Below are 12,299 nucleotides of genomic sequence, written 5' to 3'. Positions count from 1 at the left end.
CGGCGCGAGCCTGCGCTCAGCGCTCGTTGCCGCGCGACCGCTGCAGGGCGAAGACGGAGATGCTGCCGTCACCCTCGTTGCTGGTCAGGAACAGATCCCGCTTCGGCAGGGCCAGCAGGCCCTCCGGCTCGTCGCCGGTGGGCAACACCTGCAGCAGCTCGGGCCGGGTCTCCTCGTCGAGGTCGTACACGAGCACGGCGTCCCCGCGCTCGGCGCCGATGAAGGCGTAGCTGTCGCTCCGGAAGGTGTCGACCTCCGCACCCTCGAACTCAGCGCCCTTGTCGTCGCTGCGATCGTCGTCGTAGGCGTACGCCGCGGCGAGGGCCTGCTCGGCGGACGCACCGGCGGTGAACAGCACGTCCCCGGCCGGGCTGAACACCGTCCAGCCACGCCCGCCGCTGGGCTCGGCGGCAAGATCACCCTCGTCGGCGGTGATCAGGTTGCCCGCGGGGGTCCACTGGACGGCGTCCGGCTCCCGGGGAGCCGTCAGGGCGTCGTCGAACGCCACCGTGTCGTCGTCCGCGGTGTCGGCGTCGGTGCGGGTGACCGTACCGGCGGAGAAGGAGCCCAGAACCTCACGCTTCGCCAGGTCGACCAGTGCGACCGCGTTGTTCTCCTGGAGGGTGACCGCCGCGACGTTGCGCCGGTTCACGTCCACGAACTCCGGCTCGGGGTCGCTCGCGTACTCCACGTCGGGCAGGCCGGTGAGCTCGACTCGCGATTCCGTCCAGGACTTCACCGGTCCTTTCAGGTCCACCACGGAGAGGTAGCCGGCGGGCGCCTGCGGCAGCCCGCCCTCGACCTCGTCCACCACGAGTTCCTCGTCGCGCTGGTTCTCGATGGCGACCGCCGCGTAGCGACCGTCCGGGGACAGGGCCACGGAGTCCGGCTGGCCGCCCAGGTCGATGGTGCGGACGACCTGCCGGCTGCGCAGATCGACGACCGCGAGCAGACCGGTCGGGGCGGTGAGGTCGCTGGTGGTGTCCACGCCCACGAGCGCGTGGCGGCCGTCCTTCGTGACCGTCACCGACGTCGGGGATCCGCCCACCGCGACGGCGCCGGCCTGGACCGGGCGGTCGGGCCGGGAGACGTCGACCACGCCGAGCTCACCCCGTGCCGAGTCGGTGTAGAGCAGCGTCCGGCCGTCGGGGGTCGCGGCCAGGATCTCCGCGACCTCGCCCTCGACCACGAAGGTCGCGATCGGCGCGAACGAGGCAGCCCGGCCCCGGTCGTCGCCGTGGGCGGCGGCCGGGCCGGCCGCGCCGGCGAGGAGGGCGGCGGCGAGGACGCCGGCGACGGGGAGGACAGGACGACGGAGCACGGGTCACCTCGGGGTGGGAGCGGATCTGGCCCGCCCACCGTGGTCCGCCGCGCCGACGCGCGGACGACCCCGGGGTGAACTGCGGGGCCCGGCCGGTGATCTCCCGGTTGCCCGGCTCAGGTGCCGGTGATGTGCTCCGGGCGGATCGGCACGCGGCGCAACGGCTTGCCGCAGGCGGCCCGGACGGCGGCGGCGACGGCGGGCCCCGACGAGATGGTCGGCGGCTCCCCACCCCGCGGACGCCGTAGGGCGCGTGCGGGTCGGCGTACTCCAGCACCTTCACCTGCATCGGGGGCATGTCGAGGATGGTCGGGATCAGGTAGTCGGTGAACGACGGGTTCCGCACGTGCCCGTCGGTCACCACGATCTCCTCCATCAGCGCCAGGCCCATGCCCTGCGCCGAGCCGCCGTGGATCTGGCCGACGACGGCGTCGGGGTTGATCGCCTTGCCGACGTCCTGGGCGGTGTCGAGCGCGACCACCTTCACCAGGCCGAGCTCCACGTCGACGTCGACCACCGCGCGGTGCGCCGAGAAGGCGAACTGCACGTGCGCGTCGCCCTGGCCGGTGTCGGGGTCGATCGCGTGGGTGGGCCGGTGCCGGTACTCGACGGTCTCCTCGACCGCCTCCTCCCCCAGGACGTCGGCCAGCCCGGCGAGCACCTCGCCCGAGGCACCGACGATCTTCTCGCCGTCCAGCCGGAGATCCCCGCGTCGCGGCCGAGGAACGTCGCCGCCCGCTCCAGGACGACCGACCGCACGGCCTCGCAGGCCGCCTTCACCGCGCCACCGGTGACGTACGTCTGCCGGGACGCCGACGTCGACCCGCCCGACCCGACGGCGGTGTTCTTCGGGTGCACGACGACCCGCTCGACGCCCAGCTCGGTCCGGCAGATCTGCTGCTCGACGGTGATCAGCCCCTGGCCGACCTCGGCGGCCGCCGTGTGCACGGTGGCGACCGCCTCGCCGCCGGTCATCTCCAGCCGGACGCGGGCGGTCGAGTAGTCGTCGAAGCCCTCGGAGAAGCCGACGTTCTTGTAGGTCACCGCGTAGCCGACGCCACGGACCACGCCCTCGCCGTGCGTGGTGTTGCCGACCGATCCGGGCAGCGAGCGCAGGTCGGCGTCCTCGTCCCGCTCGGCCGGCAGCGGCAGGTCGCGCACGATCTCCAGCAGCTCCGCGACCGGCGCCGCGGAGTCGATGACCTGGCCGGTGATGTTCAGGTCGCCCTCCCGCATGCCGTTGAGCTGGCGGATGGCGACCCGGTCGACGCCGACCACGGAGGCCAGCTCGTCCATCAGGGCCTCGTGGGCGAACGCGGCCTGCACGCAGCCGAAGCCGCGCATCGCGCCGCACGGCGGGTTGTTGGTGAACACCCCGTAAGCGTCGACCGCGACGTTCGGGATCCGGTACGGCCCCAGCCCGAGGGTGCCGGCGTTGCCCACGACGGCCGCCGTCGAGGAGGCGTAGGCGCCGCCGTCGAGGAGCACGGAAGCCCGGGCGTAGACCAGCGTGCCGTCGCGCTCGGCGCCGAACTCGTAGGTCATCCATGCGGGGTGCCGGTGCACGTGGCCGAAGAACGACTCCTCGCGGCCGTAGGACATCTTCACCGGCTTCCCGGTGCGCAGGGCGAGGAGACAGGCGTGCACGTGCACCGAGAGGTCCTCTCGTCCGCCGAACGCGCCGCCGACGCCCGCGAGGTGCAGCCGCACCAACTCGCTCGGCATGCCGAGCGCCAGGCACATCTGCCGCTGGTCCACGTGCAGCCACTGGGTGGCGACGTACAGGTCGACGCCGCCGTCCTCGGCCGGGACGGCCAGCCCGGACTCCGGGCCGAGGAAGGCCTGGTCCTGCATCCCGACCTCGAAGTCCAGCGAGACGACGACCGGCGCGGTGACGTCCTGCTCGCCCCGCCGCAGCTGTAGGTGGCGCACGAGGTTGCCCGGGCGGTGCACCGGCGGGGCGCCCTCGTCCATGGCCCGGCGCGGGTCGGTGACGGCGGGCAGCACCTCGTAGTCGACACGGATCCGCTGGGCGGCCCGGCGCGCGGTCTCGGGGTGGTCGGCCGCCACGAGTGCGACCGGCTCGCCCTCGTAGCGCACGAACTCCGAGGCGAGCACCGGCTGGTCGGCGTGCTCGAGGCCCACCGCGTTCTCGCCCGGGACGTCGTCGGCGGTGAGCACCGCCGTGACGCCCGGGACGGTGAGCGCCTCCGTGATGTCGATACCCCGGATGCGCGCGTGCGGGTGCGGGCTGCGCAGGGTGACGCCCCACACCATGTCGTCGTGCCAGAGGTCGCTGGCGTAGGCGAACTCGCCGGTGACCTTCAGCGTCCCGTCCGGGCGGAGCGGGCTGTCCCCGACCCGGCCGGGCGGTGCCGTCGTGGTGGTCGTCGTCGTCCGCGTGCCGGCGTCGGTGCTCATGCCTGCGCCTGCCGCTGCGCGGCCAGCCGGACCGCGTCGAGGATCTTCTCGTAGCCGGTGCAGCGGCAGAGGTTGCCGGCCAGCGCCTCCCGGATCTCCAGGTCGGAGGGGTCGGGGACCCGTTCCAGGAGGTCGTGGGCGGCGACGACCAGCCCGGGCGTGCAGAACCCGCACTGCACGGCGCCGGCCTCGACGAACGCCTCCTGCACCGGATGGAGCCCGTCTGTGCCGGCGAGTCCTTCGACAGTGGTCACCTCGCGGCCGATGGCCTGGCCGGCCGCCACCAGGCAGGAGCAGACCGGCTCGCCGTCGAGGTAGACGGTGCAGGAGCCGCACTCGCCCTGCTCGCAGGCGTTCTTCGACCCGGGCAGCCCCATGCGCTCGCGCAGCACGTAGAGCAGGCTCTCGCCCGGCCAGACGTCGTCGACCTCGTGCCGGGTCCCGTTGACGGTGGTGGTGATGCGCATGGTCAGGCCGCCTTCCGCAGGTCGTCCCGGTACTGGGACCACGCCCAGGTGGCGGCCCGTCGCGCCATCACCGAGAGGGAGTGCCGCCGGTAGGCCGCGCTCCCCGGACGTCGTCGATCGGTGAGGCCGCGGCCGCGACCCGCTCACCGAACGCGCGGGCCAGCGTGTCCGGCAGCTCGCCGCGGGAGTCCCAGAGACCCGCCGCCTCGAGTTCACCGGCGAGGAACTCCTCTGCGCCCGTCGCCCGGCGCGGCGTGGGCGCCGCCGAGCCGATGCCCGTGCCCACGGCCTTCCGGTCGGGATGCAAGGCGCAGGCGAACGCCGACACCGCGATCACCATCGCGTTGCGGGTACCCACCTTGCAGAATTGCTGCGGTCCCGTCGCCTCCGGCAGCAGCACGGCCGCGATCAGCTCGTCCTCGGCCAGCTCGTTGCGCTTCACGCCCGTGTAGAAGTCCGCCGAGGGGATCCGGCGCGTTCCACGCGCCGCCGACTCCACCTCGACCAGCGCACCGGCCGCCAGCAGCGGCGGGTGCGCGTCACCGGCCGGGGACGCCGACCCGAGGTTCCCCCGACCGTGCCCCGGACGCGGATCTGGGGCGAGCCGACGGTCCGCGCGGCCATCGCGAGCCCGGGGAGCCGGTCGCCCAGGTCGTCGATGATCCGGGAGTACGGCACACCGGCGCCCAGCCGGACCCAGTTGCCCCCACCCACCCCACCGGCGCTGCCCCCACCCACCCCACCGGCGCCGTCGTCGATCGACCACTCGCGCAGCTCGGGTACCCGTCCGAGGTCCAGCAGCGCGCCGGGGCGCCGCCGGTCGAAGTTCAGGTCGACCATGACGTCGGTGCCGCCGGCGATCGGCATCGCGTCGGGCCGCTCGGCGCGGACGGCAAGGGCATCGGCCCACGACGTCGGTTGCAGGAAATCCATCGCTGCCTCTTTCCGATCTCCCGGAAGTCTTCCTGGAGACAACCGTGCCCGGCCGGGTGTGGCAAGGGCGCCAGGGTCTCCGTTCCCGGACCGAGAGGAACCGGCCCGGCCGTGGGTCGCTGCTGCGTCCCCGACCACGGCGTCGGCGCCTCGAGCGCTGGGCACGCGGGACCCGCGGGCGTCCTACCCGTCCGGGCGCTCTTCCCGCGCGGCTGACCGGGGACCACCGGCCGCCGCTTACGATCTCGGCCGTGCGTCAGGGAGGGTTCGCGTGACCGAGGTGGCGGAGGCGCCTGCTGCGCCGCGCCTGGTCGCGGCGGCGCCGGACACCACGCCGGACCTGCGCGAGCCACGCCGCCGGCGCCCGCGGTCGAGGGGCCGCAGGGTCCTGCTGCTGGCGGCGTTCCTGGTCATGGCACAGCTCCTCGTCCGCGCCTGGGTCTCCCTGGCCGGCGTGCTCTCGCAGAACGACCTCGTCGTCGCCGGCCGGTCCGTGCGGCTGCCGCTCCTCTCGTCGGAGTTCCTCGTCGCCGACGACGGCCGCTTCGCACCGCTGGCCGACCTCCTGACCGGGGCCCTGACCCGGATCGCCCCGCTGGAGTACTGGCCGATGGCGGCAGCCCTCGTCGTCCTCCAGGCGCTGGCCTCCCTGGCGGTGCTCCGGCTGCTGCGGCTGCTCCTGGGCGATCGTCCCGTCCTGCTGCTCCCGCTGGTGCTCTACCTCTTCTCCCCCTCGCGCTGGCCGCGTTCGACAACTGGACGATCGCCGTCGGCGCTGTGCCGGTGCAGGCCGGCCTCGCCTGGGTGTGCGGCGACGCGATCGCCCTGCACCGCACCGGACGGGTCCGTTACGCCGTCTCAGGCACGCTCGTCTTCGGGCTCGTCCTCTGCTTCGGCGAGCAGGCGCTGGTCGTCCCGGCGATCGCCTTCGTCGTGCTCGTCCTCGTGCTCCGCCAGTCCGGCGAGGCCGCCCCGTGGTGGCCGGCCTTCGCCGGGCGGGGTGGCTGTGGGCCGGCCTGGTGGCGACGGGGCCGTCCTCGTGTGGCGGTTCGGGTCCGCGGTGCAGCCGCGGACCGTCCCGGCCGAGCAGTCCGGATCGCTGACCACCGCCGTCGACGCCGTGGGCACCACCATCACCGACGGCATCCTGCCCGGCCTCGTCGGCGGTCCGTTGTTCTGGACGGACTTCGGCACGTGGGCGGATCCGCCGACGGCGCTCGTCGTCGGCGCGGCCGCGGTGCTCCTGGCGGCCGGCTGGATCTCGTGGCGACGGCAGACCGGTGGCGTCGTCTGGGTGCTGCTCGTCGGGTACGTCGTGACCAACGTCCTGGTGCTCGTGGTGAGCCGCCTCACCAGCGGGGTGAGCGCCGAGTTCGCGCTCAACCTGCGCTTCTTCCCCGACATCGTGCTCGTCGCCGCGATCGCCGTGGCGCTGGTGGCCCGGGCTCCGGCGCGCGACGCCACCCGGACGCTGCTCGACCGCACGGAGCGCCGGGACGCCGCGGTGCTCCTGACGGTGTTCTTCCTCGGCCTGAGCCTGTGGTCCACGGCGAGCTACAACGAGACCCGCGACAACGGGATGGAACGCGCCTACCTCGCCACCGCCCAGCGGAGCCTGCTGTCGGCCGACGCCCCGGTCCTGGACCACGCCGTGGCCGGCTCCGCCGTGTGGGGCCTGTCCACCCCTACAACCGCGTCTCATGGGTCTTCGCCCCCGTGGGCGTGGAGACGTCGACAAGCACGCACGAGCCCCGGGTCCTCGGCCCCTCGGCACCCTGGTCGACGCCCGCGTCGCCGCCCAGTACGGCTCCGTACCGGGCCCGCGGCCCGACTGCGGCTACCTCGTCGAGCCCCTCGGGTCGTCGCGGATCATCCTGAGCCGGGACGCCGCCGAGGCACAGTGGACGGTCCAGCTGAACTACCTGGCCAGCAGCGACGGCTGGATCCTGGTGACCCCGAGAACGGCGAGGCCGAGGTGGCGCCGGTCCGCGCGGGCGCCAACGCGGTGTACCTGTCGATGCGCGGTGGGGGCGGCCACCTGCGGGTCAGCAGCGAGACACCGGACATGTCGCTCTGCGTGGACACCGCGGCCGTCGGCCTGCTCGAGTCGGCGGACTGACCGCACGCACGCCGGCTGCCGCCGGGAGATCAGCGGGTGCGTCGCTCCACCGACCGGGCCGCGAGACGGCCGATCCCGGCGGCCCGCGCCGAGAGGAGCCGGTCCAGGGTGCGGCCGACCGGCGGCAGCTCCCCGAGGCGGGCCAGGCCGGCCCAGCGGGGGACGGCGACCGTGCGCGAGCGCTGCGCGACGAGACATCCGGCGACCCGGTCTGCGATCCGCTCGGGGGCGATGCCCCGGGAGAGCCGGCCCGCGGCGTCGGCGTCCGACGCGGGCGGGCGGCCGTGCCCGCGGGCCAGCCATTCGGTCTCGACGAAGAACGGGTTGACCGTGTGCACGCGGACGCCGCGCGCGGTCACCTCCCGCCGCAGCCCCTTCACGAAGCCGTGCAGCCCCGCCTTCGTCGCCGAGTAGACCGTCAGTGGGGGCACCTGCGACCACGCGGCGACCGACGAGACGGCCACGACATCGGCCCGGCCGCGGTCCCGGGCGGCGGCGAGCAGATGGGGCAACGCCAGCCGGGTGACCTCGACGGCCCCGGTGAGGTTGACCGCGACGATCCCGTCCACCGCCTCCCCGGCATGTCCTCGAGCAGCCCGGCCCAGCCGAGGCCGGCGTTGAGCACCACCGCGTCGAGCCGACCGTGCTCGTCCACGACCCGGTCGACGAGTTCTATCCGGTCGGCCGCCTCGGCCACGTCGGCGACCACGGACGTCACTCCCGGCAGGCCCCGGACCGCCTCCTCCAGCCGGTCCCCGTCCCGCGCGCACGTGACCACGCGGCACCCTCGGCGGCGAGCCTGCGCACCGTCGCCCGGCCGATGCCGGCGCTACCGCCGGTGACGAGGACGACGCGATTCCACGGACGGGTCATGGCGGGGTACTACCCGCGGGGACATCACATGCCCCGACGCATCGATCCGGGGTCGCTGGGCATGATCGGCACCATGCACCTGCCCGAGCCGCGCGGTCCGCTGAGCGAGGCCCTCTGCCGCGACCTGGCCACCCGCACCACGGTGTCCGCGACGACGATCGAGCGAGCCGACCGGGTCGCATCCGGCGGGGCGTGCGCCCTGACCGACGAGGACCTGCAGATCAGCCTCGCCGTCCTCTACGAGCTGCACTACCGCGGCTTCGACGGCGTCCCCGAGGACTGGGAGTGGGATCCGGCCCTGCTGCGCGTGCGCGCCGGCCTCGAGCGCCGCCACCTGGGCGCCCTGCGGACGCTGGTCGGCCCGGTCGTCGTCGCCGAGGACGCCATCGACCGTCAGCTCGCCGCGCTCATCGCCGCCGACGACGGTCCGTCCCTGTCCTCGTTCATGGCCAAGCAGGGCACGCTGGGCCAGTGGCGGGAGTACCTCACGCTGCGGTCGGTCTACCACCTCAAGGAGGCCGACCCGCACACGTTCGCGATCCCCGGCTCTCGGGCCGGGCCAAGGCGGCGATGGTCGAGATCCAGGCCGACGAGTACGGCGGCGGCTCGGCCGCCCGGATGCACAGCGAGCTGTTCGCCGGGCTGATGAGCTCCCTGGGCCTGGACCCACGCTACGGCGCGCTGTGGAACGAGGCCCCGGCGGCCGCCTTCGCCTCGGTGAACACGATGTCGCTGTTCGGGCTGCACCGCCGGTGGCGCGGTGCCGCGCTGGGGCACCTGGCGGTCGTCGAGATGACGTCGTCGGAGCCCAGCCGGCGCTACTCGGCCGGGCTGCGCCGTCTCGGCTTCGACGAGCGGGTCACCGTCTTCTACGACGAGCACGTCGAAGCCGACGCCGTGCACGAGCAGATCGCCTCGATCGACATGTGCGGGTCGCTGGTCGCCGACGAGCCGGACCTCGCCGTGGACGTCCTCTTCGGGGCCGCCTGCTCGCTGGCGATGGACGGGCTCGCCGCCGTGCACCTGCTCGGTGCCTGGGAGGCGGGGCGGTCCGGCCTGCGGACGGAGCGGACGCTCGCCGCCTGATCCGACATCCCGCACGAGGGGTCGCGTACGACTGGATTCCGCCCGGCCGGTGCCGAAACAGCACACCGAGACGAGCGGTATCGGAACAGCGGGGTACGCACATGTGGGGTCGTCACGGCACGTCCGGGCCAGCGGCGGTCACCGCTGCGCCGCCGAAGGACGTCGAGGCCCTGGAGCGGGTGATCGAGGCTCTCGGCCCCGACGTCGGCGACGAGGTCGTGGCCCACGAGCGCATCCTGCACAGCCTGGTCCAGTCGTTGGACCTGGCCTACGGCGCCGCCTGGCTGCCCGACCACTCGGGCGACTTCGTGCTGCGGGTGACCGAGGGCGAGCTCGCAGCCACGATGGCGGCGGAGTGGGCCGAGAGCACCGTGATGGTGTCCGGCGCGGGCTACGGCGGGGAGGCGCTCCGCGATCGCCGTCCCGTGCTGATGGACGACGCCTCGAGCACCGCCGGCTGCCCGCGGTGGCGGACCGCCGCTGCGTCCGGCGCGCGCCAGGGCTGCTTCCTGCCCGTCGTCGAGGACGGGCAGGTCACCGCCGTCCTCGAGTACTACAGCCGCCGCGAGCTGCCCTTCTTCGGCGGTCGCACGGAGAAGTGGGAGGCCATCGGCCGGTTGGTCGGCCACGCCCGGCGCAGCGCCCTGGCGACGGCGCAGCTGAAGGAGAATCTGGACGACCGCAACGCCGTCACGACCGTCGTCGCGAAGGTCGGCGAGGCCCGGGACGAGGGGACCGCGCTGCGCACCGCGCTCGAGACGGTCCGGACGGCCTTCGGCTGGGCCTACGGCTCGTTCTGGGCGCTGGACGACGTGCAGGGCGTCCTGCGCTTCGACGTCGAGTCCGGTTCGGCCGGCGAGGAGTTCCGGAAGGTCACCCTCAACGCCAGTTTCGCCGAAGGGGTCGGCCTGTCCGGCCGGGCGTGGCGGCAGCGCGACCTGGTGTTCGTCCGCGACCTCGCCGAGGTGACCGACTGCGTGCGCGCTCCTGCCGCCGGGCGGGCCGGGGTCCGGTCGGGCGTCTGCTTCCCGATCACCGCGGGCGGTCGCGTCATCGGCACCATGGACTTCTTCGCGACCACGACCATCGAGCTGTCGGACTCGCGTGCCTCCGCGCTGCGCAACGTCGCGCAGCTGGTCTCGCAGCGGCTGGACATCCTGCGTCGCGCCGAGGCCGACGCCGTGAACTCGCGGGCGCTGCTGGAGACCGTCGACCGGTTGCGCCGGGCGGCCGACGACGCCGGCCGGGTGGCGGAGAAGGCCGTCGCCCAGGCCTCCTCGATGACCGCCGAGGTGGAGGCGCTGGGCACCGCCTCGGCCGCCGTGGACGACGTCATCCGGATCATCGGCGCGATCGCCGACCAGACCAACCTGCTCGCGCTCAACGCCACCATCGAGGCGGCGCGGGCCGGCGAGCTCGGCCGCGGCTTCGCGGTGGTCGCCAGCGAGGTCAAGGACCTCGCCCGCGAGACCGCGGGCGCCACCCAGCGGGTGTCCGAGCAGGTCGCCGGGATCCAGAGCAGCAGCCGTTCGGTCTCCGCCGGCATCCACGCCACCAGCGAGGTGATCGGGGAGCTGGACGCCGTCCAGGCCCGCATCGGCGAGGTGCTCGAGGAGCAGGTGGAGATGGCGAAGGCGTTCGACACCGCTCGCTGAGGTGGGTCTCCCGGTCGGCTACCCGACCGGGAGCTCCGACCCGCGCCGCCGCGAGGTGCGCGTGATCGCCCAGCCGAAGACGGCGGCCACCGGGAACATCAGGACCCCGTAGACCGCGGCGGGTACGGCGAGCTCGACGCTCCCCAGCACGCTGATCGCCACGGCGATCGCCAGCGTGCTGTTGTGGATGCCGATCTCGAACGCGCTGGCGACGGCCTGCCGCTCCACGACACCCAGGGCGCGCGGGACCAGGAACCCCACCAGGAGGCTGAGCGCGCAGAACAGGAGTGCCGGCAGCCCGATGTCGCGCAGGTAGCCGGTGATGTTCTCCCGCTCGGCGAGCATCGTGCCCACGATCACCAGGGCCAGGACGACGGCGGAGAGGATCCGCACGGGCTTGTCCATGCGGTCGGCGAACCGTGCAGCGCGGCGTCGGACCAGCATCCCGATGGCCACCGGCACGAGGACGACGGCGAAGACCTGGACGGTCTTGCCGAACTGGAGGCCGAGCGTGTCGGCGTCGGCGGGGTCGAAGTACCCGATCGCGAGGTTGGTGATGACCGGGAGGGTCAGCACCGCGATCAGCGAGTTGACCGCCGTGAGCGTCACGTTCAGCGCGACGTCGCCGCGGAACAGGTGGCTGAAGAGGTTGGCGGTCGTGCCCCCGGGCGAGGCCGCCAGCAGGAGCATGCCGACGGCCAGGATCGGCGGCAGGTCGAAGGCGAGCACCAGCCCGAAGCAGACCGCCGGAAGCACCAGCAGTTGCAGCAGGAGCGCGATGACCACGGCCTTGGGCTGCCGCCCCACCCGCGCGAAGTCGCCGACGGTCAGGGACAGCCCCAGGCCCAGCATGACGATGGCGAGCGCGGCGGGCAGCAGCACGGTGGCGAGTGGCGAATCCACGGAACCCTCCGATCAGGCGGCGGAGGATCCCCGGGGACGGTCCGCCAGGACGTTGGGTGCATCCTGCGTCATCCGGGTTCCATGTCCCACTGCCGGGCCACGGCCGGGTGAACGCCGTCCGTGGTCACGCCTCGGTGCGGCGCGTACCCCTGAGGATCTGCGCCGCGGGCCGCGGCCGGCTCGGCGCGCTCGGCGCCGAGAACCCGGACCGCTTGTGCGCGCCGTCGCAGAAGGGCTTGATGCCGGACTTCCCGCACCGGCAGAGCGCGATGGTGTCGCGGCCGGGATCGATCTCCGCACCGTCCTGGTCGACCAGCCGGAAGTCCCCGCGCACGATCAGCGGCCCGTCCCGGTACGGCGTGATCGTCGCGCCGTCCCCACGTGCGGGCGCCTCCGGGACGTCGACGTCCTCGGGCGGGTCCGGTTCGACCGACAGTGATCGCGACACGGCACCAGCATGCCCCGCCGCCACGTGCCTACACCCGCCCGGCCGGTGGGCCACCCCACCGGGCGAGACTGCG

10 protein-coding genes and 3 pseudogenes are annotated in these 12,299 nt (G+C 73.9%); 4 read left to right on the top strand and 9 right to left on the bottom strand.

All coding sequences use genetic code 11. The features are described from left to right. Window positions 1–16: 16 nt before the first annotated feature. The 6 genes and pseudogenes from U6N30_RS10145 to U6N30_RS10120 all read right to left on the bottom strand — a co-directional run. A complete protein-coding gene (locus tag U6N30_RS10145) occupies window positions 17–1,189 on the bottom strand; it encodes a hypothetical protein (protein WP_324277194.1) in 1,173 nt (390 codons plus the stop codon). Continuing rightward, a complete protein-coding gene (locus tag U6N30_RS10140) occupies window positions 1,107–1,982 on the bottom strand; it encodes a molybdopterin cofactor-binding domain-containing protein (protein WP_324277193.1) in 876 nt (291 codons plus the stop codon). The genes U6N30_RS10145 and U6N30_RS10140 overlap by 83 nt, the downstream gene beginning before the upstream one ends. A 110-nt stretch (window positions 1,983–2,092) precedes the next feature. After that, window positions 2,093–3,598, bottom strand: a pseudogene (locus U6N30_RS10135) (molybdopterin cofactor-binding domain-containing protein); the annotation flags it as partial. Between the two features lie 140 nt (window positions 3,599–3,738). Continuing rightward, window positions 3,739–4,209: a (2Fe-2S)-binding protein gene (locus U6N30_RS10130; RefSeq protein ID WP_324277192.1), complete on the bottom strand. Its 471-nt coding sequence runs from the start codon at window positions 4,207–4,209 to the stop codon at window positions 3,739–3,741. A gap of 67 nt (window positions 4,210–4,276) precedes the next feature. Beyond that, window positions 4,277–4,651: an FAD binding domain-containing protein gene (locus U6N30_RS10125; protein ID WP_324278670.1), complete on the bottom strand. Its 375-nt coding sequence runs from the start codon at window positions 4,649–4,651 to the stop codon at window positions 4,277–4,279. Window positions 4,652–4,654: 3 nt separating this feature from the next. Then, window positions 4,655–5,142: pseudogene (locus U6N30_RS10120) on the bottom strand (FAD binding domain-containing protein); the annotation flags it as partial. 271 nt (window positions 5,143–5,413) lie between these two features. Here U6N30_RS10120 and U6N30_RS10115 point away from each other — a divergent pair. After that, window positions 5,414–7,261, top strand: a complete 1,848-nt coding sequence (locus tag U6N30_RS10115) for a hypothetical protein (protein ID WP_324277191.1) — start codon at window positions 5,414–5,416, stop codon at window positions 7,259–7,261. Between the two features lie 29 nt (window positions 7,262–7,290). On the opposite strand, the pseudogene U6N30_RS10110 reads toward U6N30_RS10115, so the two are convergent. Beyond that, window positions 7,291–8,009 (bottom strand): annotated as a pseudogene (locus U6N30_RS10110) (SDR family oxidoreductase). On the opposite strand from U6N30_RS10110, the gene U6N30_RS10105 reads away from it, so the two are divergent. From U6N30_RS10105 to U6N30_RS10095, 3 genes are all read left to right on the top strand, one after another. Next, a complete protein-coding gene (locus tag U6N30_RS10105) occupies window positions 7,905–8,780 on the top strand; it encodes a hypothetical protein (protein ID WP_422678176.1) in 876 nt (291 codons plus the stop codon). The pseudogene U6N30_RS10110 and the gene U6N30_RS10105 overlap by 105 nt on opposite strands. Continuing rightward, the gene (locus U6N30_RS10100) at window positions 8,705–9,220 is read left to right on the top strand and encodes an iron-containing redox enzyme family protein (protein WP_324277189.1); all 516 of its coding nucleotides are present in this window, start codon (window positions 8,705–8,707) and stop codon (window positions 9,218–9,220) included. Before U6N30_RS10105 ends, U6N30_RS10100 begins: the two co-directional genes overlap by 76 nt. Before the next feature lie 179 nt (window positions 9,221–9,399). Further along, the gene (locus U6N30_RS10095) at window positions 9,400–10,875 is read left to right on the top strand and encodes a GAF domain-containing protein (RefSeq protein WP_324277188.1); all 1,476 of its coding nucleotides are present in this window, start codon (window positions 9,400–9,402) and stop codon (window positions 10,873–10,875) included. An 18-nt stretch (window positions 10,876–10,893) separates the two neighbouring features. On the opposite strand, the gene U6N30_RS10090 is transcribed toward U6N30_RS10095, so the two are convergent. Next, window positions 10,894–11,778 (bottom strand): bile acid:sodium symporter family protein, encoded by an 885-nt coding sequence (locus U6N30_RS10090; protein WP_324277187.1) that lies wholly within the window; start codon window positions 11,776–11,778, stop codon window positions 10,894–10,896. A 124-nt stretch (window positions 11,779–11,902) separates the two neighbouring features. Further along, window positions 11,903–12,226: a CDGSH iron-sulfur domain-containing protein gene (locus U6N30_RS10085; protein WP_324277186.1), complete on the bottom strand. Its 324-nt coding sequence runs from the start codon at window positions 12,224–12,226 to the stop codon at window positions 11,903–11,905. Window positions 12,227–12,299 lie beyond the last annotated feature (73 nt).

Origin of the sequence: Blastococcus brunescens (assembly GCF_035320885.1) — a bacterium.
GTDB classification, from domain to species: Bacteria; Actinomycetota; Actinomycetes; order Mycobacteriales; family Geodermatophilaceae; genus Blastococcus_B; species Blastococcus_B brunescens.
Note: the sequence above shows the minus strand (reverse complement) of the source record. Positions and strands in the feature narration are given on the sequence as shown.